Here is a 20,508-nt window from a genome sequence, read left to right on the forward strand (position 1 = left end):
GGTGTGCAGAACCCGAAAGGTCAGCACGCCCTAAGACTAGCCCTGTACACGGTTGTCTGCAATCTTCTTATAAGAACGAACAGGGCCAGGTAGAGTACGCTTCCTCCAGCGATCACGCCTCCCCATCCACCGTGTTGCCAGCAATAGATAAGCCAGAAACCGCCCAGACTGCCACCCACATAGTAATGCACCAGATAGAGTGCGGTTGCTGTGGCTTTGGCCTGACGGGCATGCTGGCTGACCCAGGTATAAGCAAGGGAGTGAGTAAAGAATGCGCCTGCACTGACCAGTAAAAGCCCGGCCAGGATGGCCCAAACGGATTCAATATAGCCGGTCAACATGCCACAGAGGCTTACCAGACTGCCAAGCGCCATCCCTGCTGGGGCGCTGAAATGCTGGCTCCAGCGACCGCTCAGGCGGGAGGTAACCGTTCCGGCCAGGTAACAGAGAAAGATCATCGACGCGATACCAACAGGTACAGAGTAGGGCGCTTCAACCAGGCGGAAGCCGCTGACCGAGTAAAGGTTCACGAACAGACCAAAGTTCAGGCCGCCAATTGCCATCGCAGGCCAGAGCATCGGCTCACGCAGATGGCTCAGGGCATTTCGGTTATGTACAAACCAGAGCCCGGGCTGGGGTTTGAAATTCTTCTGTTTGGGCAGGGCCGAAGCAACAAACAGGGCACCAGCCAGACTGAACAGCGCCATAAAGATAACCGCACTCTGCCAGTTGAAGTGATCACTGATAAGTCCGCCGGAAATCCGGCCAAATATACCGCCCAGAGAGTTGGCACTGACATAAGCTCCTACTGCAACAGCCAGTGCTTTTGGAGAAAACTCTTCCGCCATATAGGCCACGGCTACCGCGGCAAACCCGCCCAGTGTCAGCCCCATCAGGGCGCGGGATAGTGACAATGTCGCGAGGTTGTCGCTGAACAGCATGGCCAGTCCCACAGGAGGGAGGGAAAACAGGCTTATCAGCATTACTCTGCGCCGGCCAATGATCTCAGAGCAGACCGCCCAGGGCACCAGTGAGAATGCAAGAGTCAGGGTACTTGCTGCCAGTATCCAGTTCACCCGGGTTGCGGAAACATCAAATTCCTCAGCCATCAGCGGCAGCATCGGCTGGAACAGGTAAAGATTACAGAACACCAGAAATGAGCCAAATGCCAGCGCAAAGCTGACCCGGCGAAACTGTGGGCTGGATATTTCAATCATGGTGTGTCTGGCTACTCAGAAAGAAAAAACATACCGTTACGTTAGCAACTCAGCTGCTATAGTGAAAATATATTAAAGATATGGACGCAATCTGATTTTTATATGGACGGCAAATCTCTGACGTATTTTGTTGCTGTAGCTGAGCACAGCAATATGACCCGGGCTGCCAGAGAGCTCAACATCGCTCAGTCTGCGCTGAGTGTTGCCATTCGCAAGCTTGAAACCAGCCTCGGGATGACCCTGTTTCGCCGTGGAGAGCGGCAGATGAACCTGACGTCCGAAGGCGAGGTGTTACTGCCGCACGCCCGTCAGGTACTGCAAAAGCTGGAGGATGCCAGGCTGGCCATGCAGGAGCTGAAAGGGCTGGAGAAAGGTGAAGTGCGTATCGGCGTACCAGGCATGATGGGTTCTTACTTCTTCCCACAGATCCTGATGGGTTTTAAATCCCGTTACCCGGAACTGAAGCTGACGATTGTGGAAGCCGGCGCGCAGGCTATTCGCAACATGTTGCTTGAAGGAGAGCTGGACCTTGGCGTTATTGTTGATGAAAACGTACCAGCCGAGCTGGAAACCGACCGGATTTTTCGCTCACAGATGGTGGCTGTGGCTGGCCGGCATCATCCGATCACAGAGCAGACGTCGGTGAGCTTCGCTGAGTTTTTCTCTCATGAACTGGTGATGTTTAAATCCGGTTATTTTCATCGTGAGTTTTTTGACAGGATAAGTCATGAGCAGCAAATCGAGCCAAAATTTTCCTTTGAAACCAACCTTCTGCCTTTGATCCTGCGAATCGTTCGCCAGGAATTTGCGGTATCAGCATTGCTTGAACTGGTGGTCAGCGAAGAGCCGGATGTTGTTGGTATTCCTTTTTCTCCGCCCAAGTATTTCGACCTCGCGATGGCCTGGCGCAGGGACGGTTATCTTTCTATTGCTGACCGTACCTTTATGGACTTTGTAAAGCGGCATACAGCGCAGGACAATGTCTGATACTGCGCTGGTGTCTGGTATGCAGAGTGTTAAGTGAAGCAAGCTCATAAAGCAGTATGTCGGAGCTATAACTTATTCAATCTGTTGGGCATTCCTGTAGCCATTGTCTACTATTAAGTCAGTGGCTTTAAAAGGATGGAACGGTCTTATGCAGAGCGAAGCGAACAACCAGTCAGATGCTGCCAGCCCTCCCGGCTCACTGGCGAACATGGAAGGCCTGGATTACATCAATGCCATTGCCAGGGTAGGAGACTGCCTGTCCATGTATCATCGTTTGCTGGCTCAGTGGATGGAAGGAGACGGAGATTTTGGTGAGCGCGTCAGGCTGGCCTGGCAGAGCCGCGATTTTGATAATCTCATCATTTGTGTCCACAGTTTAAAAGGCAGCAGCGGTAACCTTGGGGCGATGAACGTGTCTGCCCATGCCCTTGAAGTCGAGCATCTGCTCAGATTCGACAGGGATAATCCCCGGCTGGAGTTTGAACTGGAAAAGCTGATCGCGCATCTGGATCAGTTTTTTACCGAGCTGACAAAGCGGGTCACACCACCACAAAAGCCACAAACAACACAACAACAAGGGGCCGGTACCAACGATATTATTTTGGAATTAAGCCAGCTGGCTGCATTGCTGGACCATTTTGATACCGGAGCTATTGAGTACGTTGAACAGTACTTTACCCGTTTTGATGCCGTCATCGGCGGGGAAGAGTTTGATGAGTGCTACCGGCTCATCCATGCGTGCGATTTTGCCGCAGCGACTGAGATATTAAGGAAGATCATAGCCAGCCAGCGAGCAATTAAGGGGTAATACGCAATGAATACACCGAAATCCCAAACCATTTTGGTTGTGGATGATACCGCTGAGAACCGGACGTTACTCACTCAGATCTTAAAAGATCAATACCGGGTGCTGGCGGCTGTCAGCGGACTTCAGGCAATTGAGCTTTGTGAGCGTTTTGTACCGGACATGGTATTGCTCGACATTGTAATGCCAATGATGGATGGCTACGAAGTGTGCCAGCGCCTCAAAAACAATCCGATTACGTCATCCATTCCTGTGGCCTTTCTGACCGCCAAAAACCAGATTGAAGATGAGCAGCGTGGCTTTGATGTGGGCGCGGTCGATTACATCCAAAAGCCAATCAGCCCGCCAATCCTGCTTTCCCGCGTGGGGACTCACCTTAAGCTTCGCAAAACGATGGAAGAGCTGGAACACCAGCGTAATGAACTGGAGCAGCGGGTAAGGGAGCGCACTCAGGATCAGGATCTGCTCCAGCAGGCAATCATGGTCGCGATGGCTTCTCTGGCCGATGCTCAGTACAACAACAGTGGGCTCAAACGTCGCCAGCGTACCCAGAAATACGTCAAACTGCTGGCTGAGAACATGGGCAGCAGCCATTTGTCAGCGGTGGTGTCTGGTGAAATTCCACTGAACTCAAGACTGATGGTGGTGGCTGAAGTGTACGAGTCCCTGACCTCCAGTAAGGTCTCCAAACCGCCACTGACTCACGAACGGGCAGTTGAGATACTGCTCTCTTCCGCCGGTACTATGTTTGATCACCAGGTCATTGAAGCTTTCCTGCTGGTGGAGCAGCAGATGGCGCAAATAGCCGCAGAAAACCATCCGGAGGTCTCCGGGCCGGGAAAGGCTGAGCAGGCCCAAGGCGAGAGCTAGCAGCCTGCGATTGACAGAACAACCACTACATTGCCTTACAGGTTTTGGTGTTGCTCTGCCAGCCAGAGTTTCAGTTCTTCAGGGGGCATGGGTCTGCCAAAGGCCCTGCCCAAACTTCACTTCCATAGACAACAGGGCCAGATGCCGGAGCTTTGTGCCTGCGCCTTCTGCTACCACCGCCATCATCTTCTGTCTGGCGATACTGACGATGTGACTGATAAGCGATGAACGAAGCTGTAATGCCGTGACCAGAGTGGCATGTCATGAGACGGCGTAGCATTCAGGCAGATTTTGGGTACAATGGCGGCCAAATTCATTGCAGGTCTGTTATCTATGTCAAAACCGCGTGCCGCCAAAGCCAAAAGCCCCAGGGGGCGCAGTGCTCCCGTTAAGCCAAAATCAGAAAAGCAGAAGGGGCTTAAACCTCAGGGTAGTCTGCCTCAGGTTACCCGCTTTGATTCCCTGCATCCGGCGAATGCGCACAGCGGACGTTATGACTTTGCCGCGCTGACCAAAGCCCTGCCAGAGCTCAAAGCCTTTGTGGTTAAAACGCCAAAAGGGGAGTCGTCAGTGAATTTCTCTGATGACCAGGCGGTAAAGACACTGAACAAGGCACTTTTAACCCATCATTACGGGGTAAACGGATGGGATATTCCCGCAGGTTTTCTTTGTCCGCCCATCCCGGGCCGGGCGGATTATGTACATCACATCGGCCAGTTGTTGTCTGAGCTGAATGGCGGAAAAGTGCCAAAAGGCAGCCGCATCAGTGGGCTGGATATCGGTACCGGCGCGAACATTATCTACCCGCTTATTGCCGCAAGTTGTTACCAGTGGCAGATGACTGGCAGTGATATTGACCCGGTCTCGGTAAAAAATGCGAAGAAAATCGCCACAGCCAATCCGAAACTGGCCAGGAGTCTGAACTTTGAGTTGCAGAAAAACAGTCGGCATACCTTTACCGGCGTAATTAAGCCGGGTGAGTTTTATGACTTCACCATGTGTAATCCTCCGTTTCACCGCTCACTGGAAGAAGCGGCCAAAGGTACTCAGCGCAAGTTGACCAACCTCGCCAAAAACCGTGACAAACGCGGCAGCAACGTTAAAGCAGATAAGTCGGCAGATCTGAACTTTGGCGGTCAGAAAGCGGAACTCTGGTGTCCTGGTGGCGAAGAGGCCTTTGTTCGCAATATGGCGTTTGAAAGTGAGAAGTTCGCCACCCAGTGTTTGTGGTTTACCACGCTGCTGTCGAAGAAAGAGAATGTTCGCCAACTGACCCGTGCACTCAACAAAGTGAAAGCCAAACAGATCCGGGTTGTTGAAATGCGTCACGGCCAGAAGGTGACCCGCTTTATGGCCTGGAGCTTCCTGGATAAGAAAGAGCAGCAGGCATGGGCTGCAACAAAGTGGCGCTGACCCCGGTCTTATAGATATCGGAAGCAGAGCGGGGCAGCCAGATGAAGTACGAGATAGAGATCTATCTGCCCTGCGATCCGGACTGGTTTTGTGACGGTTTGCTTCACTTCTTTTACCTTGTTTTCGCGGTGATCGTGCTGGTTTTTCTGGTGCTGCTGGTGCGCGAGTACCGGCAAATTAAGCGGAGAAAGCCCCGAAGGAGGCGCAGGTCACGGCACGAAAATTGACTAAGCCTGTTAACACTGTAAGAATTTAACTCTTCTTATCAGTGAGATATGTTTATGCAAGCAGTCCTTCGCGAAGACACGGAACGAGTTGGCCCTTTTCAGTTATTCATCCTGTTACTCTCGATCTTCGTCCTTATTTCTACTCTTGCTCAGCTTCTGTTTGGCCTGCCTTCAGAAGTTGACAGGATCCTGCGCTGGTCTGACAGCTATATCTGCCTGTTCTTTTTTATCGATTTTCTTATTCAGCTGAAAAAGGCCCCCAATCGCTGGGAGTATTTCCGGAAATGGGGCTGGATCGATCTCATCTCTTCCATTCCGATGACCACATACCCGCAGCTTGCCAGGGTGGTGCGAATTATTCGTCTGTTCCGGGTTATCCGCTCGCTGCGTCGGGTGGTGTCGGTTTATGCCCATAACAAAGTCCGCAGTTCGTTTTCGTTTGTGGTGTTTGTCTCGATGATGATGCTGACTACCGGGGCGATCGCGATTCTGTTGCTCGAAGGCGGACTGGCTGACTCCAACATTCACGATGCAGAAGATGCCATCTGGTGGGCCTTTGTGACCATTACTACCGTGGGTTATGGCGATTTTTACCCGGTTACCATGGAAGGAAGGGTTGTTGCCGCGGCACTGATGACTGCCGGGGTAGGTTTGTTTGGTACTTTTACCGGTTTCGTTGCCTCCTGGTTTGTGGAAGATGACGCAGAAGACCAGGGTAAACACATTATTGCGAACCTGCGTGAAGATGTTGGGGAGCTGCGTGATGAGATCAGTCAGTTGAAAGAAATGTTAAGAGAGTTAGACAAGAAATAATCCTCCGGGGCTGCACTGTTCTGATGGATATTTCATCCGGCTTTGCTGGTATTTCTGTCATTATCTGTTTTTTATTAAACAGCTCAGCGATTAAAATGCGTCCAACTTATGCCTCTTGTGAATATCTTGCTTTGTGGTCGTTTTCCCTTTGTGTTGCTCTTTTATAAATAGCTCAATACTGGCGCCGAGTGAGTCATCCCGCACATTTATAAAAGTCAATTTCATGTCATTTTCTTACATACGTTGAAGGGATTCACACATTCATCATAATGACGTTTTTTTAACCAACTTGTTGCAGTAGTATTAAACTGATCACAAAAGCACTGGGCAAGGTATCCAGTGTGTAACAAGGAGGTAACTCCAGATGTCAGTATATGACTTACCCGGAGATTGGCAATTTGCCAAACCGGCAGGCTTGCAGGTTAATAACACGTCAGTTGGCTCAGGTTTTTCAACGCCAGCACGCGGGGGGAGTGACGTATCACAGCTGTTATGGCAACTCTCTTCATTAGCTTTGGCGCCTGCCAATAGAAAACCGTTACAACTCGGCTCTGTGCTTGGCCGGGAACATCAACACAGCTTTCCTGCGGTCGGCAGCCGCAGGGCAGAAAACTATCTCAGCCAGATCCGTCAGGTCGTGTCACTGCAGACCACCTGCGATAACTGGCGGGCAAAACGTCTTAATCTGCGCAGCAATCTGCTTTGGCGGTTGCAGCGTTGCTGGGACCAGGCGGGAGAAAAAGCGCTTGGGCTGGAAGGGCGGCGACACCCGCTTGTATATCAGGCCAGGCGTTCATTGGCTCCGCTGTATGTCAGTTATCAGGATCAGGGCGATTATGTCGGTCTGTTGGCGATCAATGATCACCACAGCATTCGTCCGGTGGAAGGCCGCGTGAGCTGGATTGGCTGGGATGGCGAGATCTTAAAAGAGTGGCAGGTGTGTACCACTGTCAGTGCTCAGGAGATGCAGAAGATCTGGTCGCTGCCTAAAGCAGAGTTAAACTCCCAGATAGGGTTTTTACATATCAGCTTTAACCGCGGCGACATTGAAGCCAGCTGGTTCTCAGACGTTCCGAAGAACCTGCCGCTTCAGGCATCAGACATTGAAGTTACAGTAGAAGGTGACCTTGTCACTTTATACTCCGAAACCCCCAAGTTCTACGTTCACCTGGAACATGGCGGAAAAGGTTACTTCTCTGACTCCTGCTTCACCCTGCTGGCGCATGAGCCTAAAACGCTCCGCTACCGGGGAGAAGATGCCGATAAGATGGCGGCATCACTCGAAGTGTTGGATCTTGCCGGAAGCTGTTGAAAAGTAAGTTTAAAAGCCCCGTGATTTCACGGGGCTTTTTTTTGTTGCGTGGTTCGTGGGACGTGGTTCGAGTGGGTCAGTTCACTCCGCGTGGTAATGCAGACGAGACTAAAGAGTTGGCACCGTCCTTAAGTGGCGCTTCTTCTGGATTGGCTGATTTTAGCAGAGAAGACTCCGGCCAGTATTTTGCCATCAGCAGGCTCAGATATGCATTACCACGGGGGACCGTGGGAACGAGCCCCTGTAGTATTTCAGGGGCTTGTGTCAGAGTTCAGTACTACTCAGCAGTAACGTCCCAGCACATACTCATCGCCGCTTTTGGCGGTAAACTCCTTATCTACACTATGCGCAATCGGGTCACCTTTGGCGCCGCTTTCCATAAGGCTTATCCAGTAGCGGTGGCTGGACTGGGTTTGGGTGCACAAGGTAGTGCGCGACTCCAGTTGAATATCATTGATGGTGGCGAGGCTTTTTGGCCCCTGACGCGCGCCGAGCATGATTTCCAGGTGGCTGCCGTGCTCGTCTTTAAGCAGGACTGACTCCGGCTCCTGTTTGTGCCCGGCCAGGGCAACGAACTGTTTTGGGTTCTCCAGTCCGGTCAGGGTTCCGTCGGAAAAGCAGGCGACCAGGTTACAGTAGTACACCATGTAGTTGGTTACATCCTGATGAGAGCCTTTTTCCAGCGGGAAGGCGCTGTCCAGTATCTCTTTTGCCCGTTGCTGCTTTTCTGTCACTCGTTGCGCGTATTGATTATCTGCATCGAGGACAGCGGTGGATGGTTCAAAAGCAGTGCCGGTTTGTAAGTTGTGGTTATTCGTTGCTGTTGACATCGTCATGGTGGTGTCCTCATCCGTGGTTTCATTGTGTCTGGCAGAAGGAGTGACGTCCTTACCTCTGCACAGTTTCACTGTAACCACTTTTCCCTGCGCAATTTCACATCAGAAATTTCACAGTGTGAATTTCACAAAATCAGAGGTAAAAATTTCACAAAAAAAGCCCCCATAACGGGGGCGAGGAGAGAGATAACTTCTTTAGATGATTATTATTTGTTATTTGCCATACGTCTGCGTTGTTTAGTGAACGGTGAATCGCTCAATCTCGTGGCGCATTTCCTCAGACAGGCTCGCCAGTTCCATGGTTGCCTGGCTGCTCTGCTCAGCGCCCTGCGCAGTCTGATTTGAAATGTCACTGATGGTGGTGATGTTCTTATTAATTTCCTCCGTCACACTGGTTTGCTCTTCCGCGGCGGTCGCGATTTGGTTGTTCATTTCAGAAATCTTGTCGACACAGGATTTGATTTCATGCAGTGAGTCGCCGGCCAGCTGCGCTTTGGTGACTGTCAGTTTGGCAAGCTCATAGCCTTCTTCCATCGATTTGACTGAATCCCGGCTGCCCTGCTGAAGTCTTGAGATAGTGGTTTGGATCTCTTCAGTTGAGACCTGAGTGCGTCCGGCAAGGGTGCGCACTTCGTCTGCTACCACCGCAAAACCGCGTCCCTGTTCCCCGGCACGGGCCGCTTCGATGGCCGCGTTAAGTGCCAGCAGGTTGGTTTGCTCAGAAATGCCCTGGATGACTTCTACCACGCTGCCGATCTCTTCGGTGTGCTGATTCAGGGTTTGAATGGTGTCGCTGGATTTCTGCATTTGCGCCACCAGCTTCTCAATCATATCCACCGTTTCACCCACGACCTGATCGCCTTTTTCAGCTGCTGTATCCGCCGCCCTTGAGAACTCAGCCGCATTGGCTGCGCTTTGCGCGACTTCATGAACGGTCGAGTTAAACTCATGAATCGCTGTTGCGACCATCTGGGTCTGCTGCTGCTGATCGACGACGTTCTGTTTGGTCTGCATAGAGATAGTCGAACTTTGCTCGGCGGCGCGTGCAAGCTGGGCAGTAGAGCTGTTGGAAGTACGCACGATACGGGCAAAGTCATCCACAATGCGGTTGACGTAACCACAGATATGAGCAAATTCATCATTGCCGCTGATACACAATTGCTGGGTCAGGTTCCCATCGGCAATCTTAGCCGATGCGGTTTCGAGCTGATCCACAGAAAGGTTGATGCGGCGGATAATCATGGTGGAAAGGAATAAAATGATGGTCAAACTGATAAGAGTTGCACCACTAACTATCCAGAAAAACTGTGTTGAGTTTTGCTGAGCCGCTTCAAAATTGGCTTTACCTTCAGCTGACTGCAAATCCAGGAAGGCATTGGCTTCTTTGATGATCGGACTAAAATGCGGGTTAATGGCCTGCAGCAGCGCCCGGTTGGCACCAATATAATTGCCTTCGCGCAGTGCTGCGAGGGCAGGAGTAAAGCCCATGTCAGTAATGGCGTCTATTTCTTTGATAAGTTTGCTGACCTGACTTCTTTCCTCTCTGTTGAGTTCAGCCCCGGCAATTTTGTTGTCGATGATGTGGTGAACTTTATCCAGCGATTCCTCAATGGCCTGAATATGCTTATCAACCGGGTGATTGTGCATATTGGCGAATTTGGAGTTAGGGTCATGCTGGAAAGCCAGTAACATAGAAGCCCGGGCGCTACCCAGCTCGTTGATAAGTTCCCCGGCGTTAACCGAGTGTTGGAGACCCTGGCTGTAGAGGTCATCAAGGGAAGCGGTCGCAGACTGCATACCCGTCAGCCCCTTGTAGCCGAGAAAGGCAAAGGCCACGAGGGTGACCACCGCCATCAGTTTCAGCCGGTTTTTCACGGACTGGAACTTACTCCAGAACCCGTCAGCCATCATGTCGTTGTTAGTTTGCACGTTCATAGCCTGTCCTTAATTGTTGTTATGCCTTATAAAGTTAGACCAGTGCGCACTATTCATCCTGTCGGGAAATTGATCTGGATCATTGGGGGTGTTAAATCTTTGTAATGGTTTGGGTGTGGTGTGAAGGCCAACATGAAAGCTTACATAGCTGCACTGTTTAAAGCCCGGGTATTTTTACCGGCTGACGAAGTCATTCTTTTAGCCTGGCTTTGCAGGTATTACTCTGCGTGAACCAGGCGCTTTCGAAATCGCTCGCCCTGAATTGCGCGAACGATCATCGTGATGCCTTTTGCATCGCTCTGTTGTGTTCGAGTGCTCGCTGGGTGGTCCAAATGTTTCGATTTCGAAAAGCAATCAAGTCAGACCATATCACCTCATGCGAAATGACGTTTTATTGCCTAAACTATCTGTAAGGACGAAACGCAGGGGAGAGCGGCATGGAACTCGTTCTGTACGGAGTCTTGACCGTTATAATTGTCTTGCTGGTTGCCCGCCAGTGTAAAGCCCGAAAGAAAAAGCCATCGCAGGATGGAGCCGCCAGTGCGCTCTATCTGGCCCAGAATAACCCGCAAAAACCGCTTCGTACCAAAAAGCCCAAATTAACCGTGATTAACGGTAACACGGCAGCCAAAGTACAGCCTTCGGATCCCAGACCGGTTCATCTCAAGCTGGTTCACAACAAACCGGACACTTCCCGATCTCCGTCTGAGAACTCACAGTAAGCGGCGATATTTCTGGTATTGGCCGGGTGGTTGTGGCTAGAATCAGAGTTTCCGTATTGATAAAAGAGGCAGATTAAATGGAGTGGGTACTGCTCACCTTGATGGTGGTAATTGCCGGAATGCTTATCACCATGCAGCGTTTTGCCAAACGCATGAAAGCGCCGCGCCTGGCTTTGGTTGAGCCAGCGAAAATCGAACCAGTGATTCTGCCAGACAGCTATCATCTGCACCCTAAACTCAGTAACGAGACCACTCAGGTACGCATCGTGCAGTGCGAAAGCCGTCTGAGCCGAAAACTAAAACACCAGACCCGTAAATGACTTTTTGATTAATTAACTCTGAACCGGAATCACAGTTTTGTTTACTGCTTTTGTTTCAGAATGTTGAACTGGGAACTCCGGCAACGTAATTCATACCGTTTATAATACTCTTGCTGCATTGCAATCAAACTAATAACTATAAAGGAGTTAAATGCAATGCAACTAAGCTTAAAGAGAAAGATGGTTTTCTCGGTGGTAGTCGCGATCGCCCTGACGGTCGCAGCTCTGGTCGCGATGAGTTATCAGTCACTGTCTCAGTCGAGCTGGCAGGCGATCATCAGTGAGAGTCACAACACCGCGGAAGCCCACGCCAAGGGTATTGGAGACTGGTTTTACGATAAGCAGCAGTCTCTGCGCGGGCTTCGTGAAGAGATCGAACGTAATCCGGAACTTGATCTCGTTCCTCACCTTCGTCAAACCCTTCAGTCTGGTTCATTTGGCCTGAGTTACTATGGTAACGAGCAGGGCGAAATGTACCGTCATGACCCTTCTCTCAACAAAGCCGGTTACGACCCACGTACCCGCGGCTGGTATAAGCAGGCCATGGCAGCTCAGGCACCGGTGACAACTGCACCTTACGTCAGCGTGACGATGAAAACCCTGGTGGTAACCTTAACGGAGCCGGTAAGGGTGAATGGTCGCATTGTTGGTGTGGCAGCATCTAACCTAGCATTGGACAAGCTGATTAAAGATGTACTGGCGATTGAAGTACCTGGCGGCGGTTATGCGGTACTGGTCAACAACAAGGGTCAGGTGGTTGCACACCGCAATCAGGATTTGATCCTGAAACCTATTACTGAAATGTCACCCGAGCTGAGTGTTTCATCACTGAACAGCGCAGCTAATGACGGTCAGATGCTGAATGCAGCCATTGATGGCCGTGACCAGGTACTGATCACTCAGCAGATCGCGCATACCGACTGGATGCTGGTGATGGTAATGGACAAAGAAGTACTGCAGCAGCCACTGAACAAGATGCTGTTTGAGCAGTTGGGTACCGGTGTGGTTATTCTGCTGGTGATGGCAGTGCTGACTTCCTGGTTTGTCGCCCGCCAGTTGACCGAGCTGGGCCGCATCACAGAGGCCCTGACGGATATTGCAGAGGGGGATGGTGACTTAACCCGTCGTCTGGAGGTGCGCAGTCAGGATGAAGTCGGACAGCTTGCAGACAAGTTCAATCTGTTTGTTGGCCGTTTACATACTATGGTGAAGAATGTGCGTGATGTGTCTGAGTCGCTGAATAAAGGGGCAACAGATGCGGCGGGCGCGGCGACATCGCGCAGTGAGCGTATTCGCAAGCAGCAGGATGAAATCACTATGGTAGCCACCGCCGTTACCGAGATGGCTTCAGCTACCTCTGAAATCGCTGGCAACGCTGACAATACGGCTAAAAACGCCAACGAATCGGTGGAACTGGGCGCTGCGGGTTATCAGCAGATGAAGCAGAGCCAGGAGTCGATTTATCAGCTGGCGGAAGCGCTGAACAGTGCGGTATCGATCATTGGTGAGCTGGAAAGCCATGGTCAGGAGATCTCGACGATTATTGCCACCATCAGCGGCATTGCGGAGCAGACCAACCTGCTGGCACTGAACGCGGCCATCGAAGCGGCCCGCGCTGGTGAGCAGGGAAGAGGCTTTGCTGTTGTTGCAGATGAAGTGCGGGTACTCTCTCAACGTACTCATACTTCTACTGAAGAAATCCACAGCAAGATCAACGGACTCCAGCAGGCAACACAGAAGGCCGTTTCGGTAATGACGGAAAGCCATAAGCTGGTTGAAAACAGCGTTGAAGAGGTGAATAAGACCGGTGACAGTCTTAACGCCATCAGTGAGGCGATTCAGAACATCAGTGATATGGCGACTCAAATTGCTTCCGCTGCGGAAGAGCAGTCTCTGGTGACGGCTGATATTAACGGTAACACTGAGTCGGTGCGTGAGGTGAGCGATCATCTTGCATCCGATGCGCAACATGCTGTCGGGCAGGCGAGGGAACTGCATAATCTGGCCAGTGAGCTGGATCAGGAAATCCGTCGCTTCAGGTTGTAATCATCTGGTAAGACAGCTCAGGGCTCCCGTTACGGGAGCCTTTTTTCATTTCCCCATCCCGTGTAGACTGCGTTTTCGTTTTATCTGTAATACAGGCCCGCGCATGAATAATCCACTTCAGTACCTGCAGGGATACCCGGACACCATTCTGGACCAGGTACGCCAGCTGATCAGCAATGACAAACTCGGTATCTGGCTGGAGCGCCGCTATCCGAAAAACCACTCCATCACCTCAGATAAAGCGCTGTTTGACTACACCATGGCGATCAAAAACCGCCACCTGAAGAAGTCATCCCCGCTGAGCAAGGTGGTGTATGACAAAAAAATCCACATGGTGAACAACGCCCTTGGCCTGCACAGCTATGTTTCCCGCGTGCACGGCAATAAGATTAAAGCCAAGAATGAAATCCGCATCGCTACGATGTTTAAAAGCGCTCCCGAGCCGCTTCTGCGTATGCTGGTGGTACACGAACTGGCGCACCTCAAAGAGAAAGAGCACAACAAAGCGTTTTATCAGCTCTGCTGTCACATGGAGCCGGATTACCATCAGCTGGAACTGGATGCCCGGCTGTATCTGACCTATCAGGAGCTGAGCGCTAAAATTTCAGGTTAAACTGGAACACCAGTACGTCAACGTTGGTCAACGAAGCTTCCAGACCGATGTTTTTGTAGTGGATGTCGATCAGAGGAGCAAGTAAAGGACTTACTCCAACTAACTGATACTTGTTGTCTTCTTTGCTGTACCCGGTCATGCCACCCACACGAAAGCCAAAATCAATATACTCATTCCAGAACCAGGTCCTGTAATAGCTGAGCATATACGAACGGTTGTTAAAGCTGTTGATCATAGTCCCCAACTCCAGGCTCTGGTATCTCAGCCCCATGATGTAGTTACGCTCATTCTTACCCGAGGAGCCAAGGTGTAGCGCCTGACCGTAGTAGGTCAGAGAGTAATCGTAACTAACTGGTTTTTCGCCGGATTCGTCAGCGTGGCTATACGCGCTAAACAGCAGGGCAAGGAGTATTAACGGGGCGGTGCAAATGTTCATACGATTTTCTCTGGTTAGACTTTTAGCCTGCGGCCGGTGCGGTTAACAGACAGAGAAGATGGTACGGAATCACGTCCATTGATAAAGTAATCAATTGTGAGTAATGGTCATTGATTGTCTGAGATTGCAACGCTGTGGTTACAATCAGTACTGGTTGGTGTAAAAGCCGAATACCGCTACCAATCGAAAGGGATGAACTGGTCTGAGATTTCCTTTCCATACAATGTTATCAATCTTTTCAGTCATACCTGGGCCTGATACTATTCACTGGCTGTTTATATAAGTAGCTGTTTAGTACATAGGATGTATATGTGGAAACTTGACCCTCAATCCCGCAATCAACTAACCGACTTGGAGCAGAACAAGTCGTACCGGCTGAAAAACACAGATTGCCGCATTTTGGCATTGCTTGCCGCGAGGGCTGGTGAGAGCGTTCCAAAAGAAGATCTGTTTGAGGCGGCCTGGAAGGGGAGAGTGGTTACTGAGTCCAGTCTGAGCCAGGCTATTGCACAGCTCCGCCGGGTGTTGGGGGACAGCGGAAGAGAACAAAAAGTCATCAAGACGACCCCAAAACATGGGTACATGCTTTTACACGGCAAGGTTGAACTGGTCCGCCCGACTAAACCGGGTGATGGTGAGCCTGATGATATCGTCGAGGATGTTCAAGTGATCCCTGTGGCTCCTCATGCACCAGGAACAAGTCCGGTGCTGCCGGGGCTCAGAGCCTCGGTTCAGGTTGTGACGATCGCTTCTCTTTCCATTCTGTCACTGTTTTTGCTCTATTGGCTGGTCTATATATTCATGACTCAAAAGAGTGTCGATGAACCTCAATGGATTCAATCCGGCTATCATGGGGTAGATTACTATTTTAGTGATGACCATAGTGGCAGGGAACTGTATGAAGCCATTGCTGATATTTACCCTGATGTTGTAGATAAAATATTTCTTTCTGATAACCCGGAGGAGATATTTGTTGCCTGTGTTTATAAAGCGACTCAGTTTGGTGAAATGAAGACAATGAACCTGAGTTTCTCCAGCGACTATACGCCTGAAGAGATCAAGAGGGCGGTACATGAAAAATGCCAATAAGATAATCGTCGCTTTACTCTTAATTAACCTGTTCCTTGTGTTATCGGTGTTGCTGGTGAATATGAACAGTTTTCCTCCTTTTCTGGATAACAGGGAGGAAACAATGTTTTTCAGCAGGGGGATAACCTATGCTCATGAAGAGACAGAGTCATACCGCGAGCTATACACTATTGAGTCAAACTGGAACGGTATTTACACACTGTATGCAACCATTACTTCAGACTCCATTCCGGAAGTGTTTAAGACAAAGCAATCACTTTATTTCTGGAAACCAAACCTGTTTTCAACCAGAGATGTAATCAGGAGCCAATCTTACACCGCACAAAACGAGCCGGATATTTCGGAGGCCCATCTGATCGATGGGCCGGTAGAGCAGTTTTTCAAAACCGTGTATGAAGATGAATCCAGCTTTTGCTATACAAGCCTGCTCACCCGAAGTGTGCAGTGCGTCAGTGCCGGCCATTAGATTTGCTCACTCCGGGTTCGCTAAAAAGCAAACTTGAAACCGGCCCTATAGCCGACTTCAGAGCTGTGCCGGTTAGAAAACTCTATTCCAAGTAATACGTTAAATCTGTCCAGTATGGGTATGACCCCAAACCCGAGTCCGAAGCTATTGTCAAAACGTATGATCGACTTTGACTGGTCAAGAAACTCATGCTGATAGGAAATATCTGCTAACCAGGTGTCAGCAACCAGAACCGAAGCCCTTGCTTTACAATAGTATCCACCTTCGGACTTATTTTTTGAGTCTTTATTGCTGACTTTTCCGTAGTACCCTAAAGCGCCACATGTCAAAGGTGTACTTACGATTCCGTCATTATAAGGAATATACCCTCCACCAAAACTCCACTTGTCAATGCTTGCGCTAAATTTAGTGGCAAAATCAGCGTATCCTTCTACGATATACTGATCCATAGCGTTAATACTTAAATCCAGGTATAAACCACCAAGGAGTTCATCTTTGTCATTGGTATAATTATCTTTATAATATGGCTTGAAAGCATCCGTTGAGTATTTATAGGCATTATAACCGACAGAAACGTATGTTCCTGAAGGGTATAATTCAGCTCCAGAACCTGCAGAGAATAATAACAGTGATAAAACAGTAATACTGTGCTTTGAATTAATTTGCATCTATAACTCCGGTAGTGATGTGGTTGGGATTTCTGGTGTGTATTTGTTGTTGGGGTGCTATTCTATCTGTGTATATGTCACTGTTGTGCATGGATTAGCGGACATGTGAAACAGGGAATCCGGACGTCAGATCCAGACTGGGATAAAGATCACAGCCACTTTGTATGATGAACAAAATCAGATGCGGGCCTGGAAATGCATGGTCAGCATCTTGCCTGAAGACTCAGAAAGAGTTATTGACAGAAAACGTAACTTCGATCACAGAAGTTGGTCAAAAATTACCCTATCATGTATTACAAGAAATCGTTGGATGAATACAATAAATGACAAAATCAAAATCAACGTTGGCAATAGACCAGATTGTTTATGACATCTTAAAAGAGAACGTACCGGCAGGTGCTTTTTTAAGAGGGGAGAATGAATTAGCACAATCTTTAGGAGTATCAAGGACTTCTGTGAGAAGTGCATTGCAGACACTGGCGAGCAAAGGGCTGATTACGATCACTCCAAAGGTCGGCAGCGTTGCCAATACCCCCGACCTGTGGAATTGGCTGGATCATGATGTGATCCGCTGGGTGACAGAGTTTCGCGAGGCGGATACTTTCATCCCTCATTTGCTGGAAGTCCGTCTGATTGTTGAGCCAAATGCCGCGGCACTGGCTGCGCTGAACGCGACCGGTGACAATCTGGCGGCACTGGAAAAGAGTTACAACATGATGGCGTCCGGGCTGGAAGATAACGACAGGGTGAGAATTAACGCCGGTGATATCGAGTTTCACAAGCAGTTACTGTTTGCTACCAAGAATCCGTTTTTGATCTCATTAGGAGATGCGTTAACGGCGACTATGGCCGTATCGTTTTCAAGAACGCTCGAAGAGAACGTGATTCTGAGTAAGCCTGCACTGGATGATCACTACTACGTTATGGACGCGGTACGAATGCGCAAGCCGGAACAGGCCAGAGAAAAAATGCGTGAGATCGTAATGGGCGCCATCGAGAAGAGCGTAAAAACGTTTAGTGGTACAGATTTGATACGTTAGATAGTCAGATAGAGCTTATGGTGGGCACCATTACTGTCAGGTGCTCACGATTAATGTAATCAGGCTTGTAATACAAGTGATGCTATTAAGTAATACAAGGAGGGGCAATGAAAGCGAACTGGGTTGCTGTAGATTGGGGAACGACCAATTTTCGGGCTTTTTTAATGTCTGCCAGCGGACACTGTATTGATGAGGTCCAGGCGCAGAGAGGCCTGCTGGCAGTAGAGCAGGGCCAGTATCCGGCAGTATTTCATTCCCTGACCGCTCACTGGGAGCAAAGCCATGGGAAGCTGCCTGTCATTATGGCAGGTATGGTGGGATCGCAGCAGGGCTGGCTTGAAGTACCGTATGTGTCGACGCCTGCGTCAATGAGAGACCTGGCAGACAATGTCCGGCGTGTTGATCTGCTGTCAGGCGATAAAGCCGTGATTGTGCCTGGTGTCAGTTGCAAAAACAGCTTCGGTAACTTTGAGGTGATGCGCGGCGAAGAAGTTCAGTTACTTGGCCTGAGCGAGATTCTCCGGAGTGATTTTGATGCGGTTCTTTATGGTACACACAGCAAACATGCGCACTGGCGTAATGGAACCCTGCACAGTTATTCAACGGTGATGACCGGGGAGCTTTACTCTCTTCTGACTCAGCACAGCATATTAGGGAAATCCCTGCCGGAGCAACATTTTGACTCAGAGGCATTTATTCAGGGTGTTGAACTTGGTTATAAGCGCCCTTTGAACCATGTTCTGTTTAGTGCGCGTTCAAATAAGTTATTTGGGAAAATAGCTGACCAGTCCGTCAGCTGTTATCTGTCCGGGATATTAATAGGGCATGAGTTTTCGGCGCTTAACCGATCAGACAAACTCTATTTAATTGGTTCTAAGAAGTTGGGTGAGAATTACGCTAAGGCTCTGGGTTATCTCAACATTGAGTTTGAAATTATTAACGGCGATGACTGTTTTCTTAAAGGCATGACAAAAATCTACAACCAGGAGATAAATAATGAACGGTGATCAACTCAGAAACCACGCATGGTTTAAAGATCTGCCACTAATTGCAATTCTTAGGGGGGTTGAGCCTGATGAAGTTGTAGATATAGCTAAGGTGCTAATCAATAACGGTTTCCGTTTTATTGAAGTCCCGCTTAATTCACCGGATGCCGTAGTGAGCATTAAAAAACTGGTAGAGGCCTATGGCGACGAAGCGATCATAGGAGCGGGTACCGTTACGAACATTGAGAAGTTGATGCCGGTACTTGAAACCGGCGCCAGACTGATTGTTACACCGAATATGAACCCGGAAGTGATCCGAGCTGCGCGCGCGCATGATTGTGTTGTGTTTTCCGGGGTGCAGACCGCGACAGAAGCATTTGCAGCCGTTGATTGTGGTGTAACAGCACTGAAGTTTTTCCCCGCAGAACTCATTCAGCCGTCAGGAGTTAAAGCGATCAAATCGGTGTTGCCACCGGAAGTGATCTGCTGTCCTACCGGCGGTATTGAAGCGGACTCTGAGCAGATGAAAACCTACCTCGATGCCGGGGTAGACGGATTTGGCCTGGGGTCAGGACTCTATAAGAAGGGCTTAAAGCCCTCAGAGCTAGACGTGCGCGCAAAAGCGTACCATGACAGTTGGAAGTCTTTATAACGAACGAAACGCAAAAGGTTACCCTATGAAACTACAGAAAGTTGCCGCTCTTATGGCTATGCCGCTTCTCGCGGCATCCATGCAGGTCCACGCAAAGAGCATGCGCATTGGTATTGGCGTGCCGGAGTCTCACTTTGAATATGCCGCGATGCAGAAGTTTGAAAAGTACGTCGAAGACAACACAGATATTGATGTGACTATTTACCCCAGCAACCAGTTGGGGAACGACCAGGAAGCTCTTGAGCAAATCAAGTTTAATGCGGTTCAGATGAACCTGCCGTCACCGGCTATCCTTGGTAATATAGTCAAAGATTTCAATATATTAACTCTTCCATTCATTTTTCCAAATGAAGAAGTCGCCAACCAGGTTGTCGATGGTGAATGGGGTAAAGAGCTTTCATCAAAACTTGAAAAAGCGGGTTATGTTGGCCTCGGGTATGGGAACTTTGGTTTCCGCCATGTCACCAATAATGTCCGGCCGATCAAAAATGTCGCCGATATGAAAGGGCTTAAGCTGCGTACCATGCAGAATAAGGCTCACCTGGATGCGTTTCGTGCACTGGGCGCCAACCCGACACCGATGGCATTTTCTGAGCTGTTTTCGTCGCTCCAGCAGGGCGTTGTAGATGGCCAGGAAAACCCTTACACCAACATTTACTCTCAGCGGCTGTATGAAGTGCAGAAGTACGTGTCTGATACGGGGCACGTCTACTCCTGGGTTGTCTTTGTGGTTGGTAAAAAGTTCTATGACGGGCTTTCACCATCAGAGCAGGAAACCATGCAGAAAGCGGCCCGTCTGGCAATTGAACATATGCGGGTATCGGTTAAAGCTCAGGATGAGAAATCACTTCAGAATATGATGGATGCCGGACTGACTTATACGCCAATATCTCCGGAAGTAAAAGCAGAGATGCATAATAAAGTGGCTCCGGTTGTTCAGAAATATGCGGATAAAATTAACCCGGAACTGTATAAAAAGCTGACCGAAGAAGTGACCAGGTTACAGTAATCTTTCATTCAAGGGCTGTGCAATGCAGCCCTTATAAAAATATGGT

General features: G+C 49.6%; 22 protein-coding genes. 17 read left to right on the forward strand and 5 right to left on the reverse strand.

Translation table 11 applies throughout. From position 1 onward, the window contains the following. Positions 1 to 20: 20 nt before the first annotated feature. The gene (locus ACVB80_RS16380; RefSeq protein ID WP_481082356.1) at positions 21 to 1,217 is read right to left on the reverse strand and encodes an MFS transporter; all 1,197 of its coding nucleotides are present in this window, start codon (positions 1,215 to 1,217) and stop codon (positions 21 to 23) included. Positions 1,218 to 1,319: 102 nt separating this feature from the next. Here ACVB80_RS16380 and ACVB80_RS16385 point away from each other — a divergent pair, with 102 nt between their 5' ends. The 7 genes from ACVB80_RS16385 (at position 1,320) to ACVB80_RS16415 (ending at position 7,644) form a co-directional block, all read left to right on the forward strand. Next, a complete protein-coding gene (locus ACVB80_RS16385; protein ID WP_481082357.1) occupies positions 1,320 to 2,204 on the forward strand; it encodes a LysR family transcriptional regulator in 885 nt (294 codons plus the stop codon). A gap of 148 nt (positions 2,205 to 2,352) precedes the next feature. Continuing rightward, on the forward strand, positions 2,353 to 3,012 hold the full coding sequence (locus ACVB80_RS16390) for an Hpt domain-containing protein (RefSeq protein ID WP_481082358.1): 660 nt from the start codon (positions 2,353 to 2,355) through the stop codon (positions 3,010 to 3,012). A 6-nt stretch (positions 3,013 to 3,018) separates the two neighbouring features. Then, positions 3,019 to 3,879 (forward strand): response regulator, encoded by an 861-nt coding sequence (locus ACVB80_RS16395; RefSeq protein ID WP_481082359.1) that lies wholly within the window; start codon positions 3,019 to 3,021, stop codon positions 3,877 to 3,879. A 333-nt stretch (positions 3,880 to 4,212) separates the two neighbouring features. After that, positions 4,213 to 5,292, forward strand: coding sequence for a 23S rRNA (adenine(1618)-N(6))-methyltransferase RlmF (gene rlmF, locus ACVB80_RS16400; protein ID WP_481082360.1), 1,080 nt, complete (start codon positions 4,213 to 4,215; stop codon positions 5,290 to 5,292). 41 nt (positions 5,293 to 5,333) lie between these two features. Then, positions 5,334 to 5,519: a hypothetical protein gene (locus tag ACVB80_RS16405; protein ID WP_481082361.1), complete on the forward strand. Its 186-nt coding sequence runs from the start codon at positions 5,334 to 5,336 to the stop codon at positions 5,517 to 5,519. Between the two features lie 54 nt (positions 5,520 to 5,573). Beyond that, positions 5,574 to 6,332, forward strand: coding sequence for an ion transporter (locus tag ACVB80_RS16410; RefSeq protein ID WP_481082362.1), 759 nt, complete (start codon positions 5,574 to 5,576; stop codon positions 6,330 to 6,332). A gap of 364 nt (positions 6,333 to 6,696) precedes the next feature. Then, positions 6,697 to 7,644 carry a glycoside hydrolase family 2 protein gene (locus ACVB80_RS16415; protein WP_481082363.1) on the forward strand — a complete coding sequence of 316 codons (948 nt, stop codon included), beginning with the start codon at positions 6,697 to 6,699 and terminating at the stop codon, positions 7,642 to 7,644. 281 nt (positions 7,645 to 7,925) lie between these two features. On the opposite strand, the gene ACVB80_RS16420 is transcribed toward ACVB80_RS16415, so the two are convergent. Together ACVB80_RS16420 and ACVB80_RS16425 are read right to left on the reverse strand one after the other, a co-directional pair. Then, positions 7,926 to 8,552: an aldolase/citrate lyase/malate synthase family protein gene (locus tag ACVB80_RS16420; protein WP_481082364.1), complete on the reverse strand. Its 627-nt coding sequence runs from the start codon at positions 8,550 to 8,552 to the stop codon at positions 7,926 to 7,928. A gap of 165 nt (positions 8,553 to 8,717) precedes the next feature. Beyond that, positions 8,718 to 10,415, reverse strand: coding sequence for a methyl-accepting chemotaxis protein (locus ACVB80_RS16425; protein ID WP_481082365.1), 1,698 nt, complete (start codon positions 10,413 to 10,415; stop codon positions 8,718 to 8,720). A gap of 437 nt (positions 10,416 to 10,852) precedes the next feature. On the opposite strand from ACVB80_RS16425, the gene ACVB80_RS16430 reads away from it, so the two are divergent. From ACVB80_RS16430 to ACVB80_RS16445, 4 genes are all read left to right on the forward strand, one after another. Then, positions 10,853 to 11,137 (forward strand): hypothetical protein, encoded by a 285-nt coding sequence (locus tag ACVB80_RS16430; RefSeq protein WP_481082366.1) that lies wholly within the window; start codon positions 10,853 to 10,855, stop codon positions 11,135 to 11,137. Between the two features lie 77 nt (positions 11,138 to 11,214). Continuing rightward, positions 11,215 to 11,457 carry a hypothetical protein gene (locus ACVB80_RS16435; protein ID WP_481082367.1) on the forward strand — a complete coding sequence of 81 codons (243 nt, stop codon included), beginning with the start codon at positions 11,215 to 11,217 and terminating at the stop codon, positions 11,455 to 11,457. A 156-nt stretch (positions 11,458 to 11,613) separates the two neighbouring features. Continuing rightward, positions 11,614 to 13,503, forward strand: coding sequence for a methyl-accepting chemotaxis protein (locus tag ACVB80_RS16440; RefSeq protein WP_481082368.1), 1,890 nt, complete (start codon positions 11,614 to 11,616; stop codon positions 13,501 to 13,503). Between the two features lie 103 nt (positions 13,504 to 13,606). After that, positions 13,607 to 14,116, forward strand: a complete 510-nt coding sequence (locus ACVB80_RS16445; RefSeq protein ID WP_481082369.1) for a M48 metallopeptidase family protein — start codon at positions 13,607 to 13,609, stop codon at positions 14,114 to 14,116. Here the strand turns inward: ACVB80_RS16445 and ACVB80_RS16450 are convergent. After that, positions 14,100 to 14,552 (reverse strand): hypothetical protein, encoded by a 453-nt coding sequence (locus tag ACVB80_RS16450; RefSeq protein ID WP_481082370.1) that lies wholly within the window; start codon positions 14,550 to 14,552, stop codon positions 14,100 to 14,102. The genes ACVB80_RS16445 and ACVB80_RS16450 overlap by 17 nt on opposite strands. 309 nt (positions 14,553 to 14,861) lie before the next feature. Between ACVB80_RS16450 and ACVB80_RS16455 the strand changes: the two genes are divergently transcribed. Both ACVB80_RS16455 and ACVB80_RS16460 read left to right on the forward strand, forming a co-directional pair. Next, on the forward strand, positions 14,862 to 15,641 hold the full coding sequence (locus ACVB80_RS16455) for a winged helix-turn-helix domain-containing protein (RefSeq protein ID WP_481082371.1): 780 nt from the start codon (positions 14,862 to 14,864) through the stop codon (positions 15,639 to 15,641). Further along, positions 15,625 to 16,107 (forward strand): hypothetical protein, encoded by a 483-nt coding sequence (locus ACVB80_RS16460; protein ID WP_481082372.1) that lies wholly within the window; start codon positions 15,625 to 15,627, stop codon positions 16,105 to 16,107. The genes ACVB80_RS16455 and ACVB80_RS16460 overlap by 17 nt, the downstream gene beginning before the upstream one ends. Before the next feature lie 20 nt (positions 16,108 to 16,127). Here the strand turns inward: ACVB80_RS16460 and ACVB80_RS16465 are convergent, their stop codons facing one another. After that, a complete protein-coding gene (locus tag ACVB80_RS16465; protein WP_481082373.1) occupies positions 16,128 to 16,775 on the reverse strand; it encodes a hypothetical protein in 648 nt (215 codons plus the stop codon). 323 nt (positions 16,776 to 17,098) lie between these two features. On the opposite strand from ACVB80_RS16465, the gene ACVB80_RS16470 reads away from it, so the two are divergent. The 4 genes from ACVB80_RS16470 (at position 17,099) to ACVB80_RS16485 (ending at position 20,462) form a co-directional block, all read left to right on the forward strand. Continuing rightward, positions 17,099 to 17,815 (forward strand): FadR/GntR family transcriptional regulator, encoded by a 717-nt coding sequence (locus ACVB80_RS16470; protein WP_481082374.1) that lies wholly within the window; start codon positions 17,099 to 17,101, stop codon positions 17,813 to 17,815. 107 nt (positions 17,816 to 17,922) lie between these two features. After that, positions 17,923 to 18,822, forward strand: coding sequence for a 2-dehydro-3-deoxygalactonokinase (locus tag ACVB80_RS16475; RefSeq protein WP_481082375.1), 900 nt, complete (start codon positions 17,923 to 17,925; stop codon positions 18,820 to 18,822). Further along, positions 18,812 to 19,453, forward strand: a complete 642-nt coding sequence (locus ACVB80_RS16480; RefSeq protein WP_481082376.1) for a 2-dehydro-3-deoxy-6-phosphogalactonate aldolase — start codon at positions 18,812 to 18,814, stop codon at positions 19,451 to 19,453. The genes ACVB80_RS16475 and ACVB80_RS16480 overlap by 11 nt, the downstream gene beginning before the upstream one ends. A gap of 25 nt (positions 19,454 to 19,478) precedes the next feature. Then, a complete protein-coding gene (locus ACVB80_RS16485) occupies positions 19,479 to 20,462 on the forward strand; it encodes a TRAP transporter substrate-binding protein (RefSeq protein ID WP_481082377.1) in 984 nt (327 codons plus the stop codon). Positions 20,463 to 20,508 lie beyond the last annotated feature (46 nt).

The sequence above is a fragment of the Vibrio sp. 9-16B-A1 genome, from assembly GCF_056726165.1.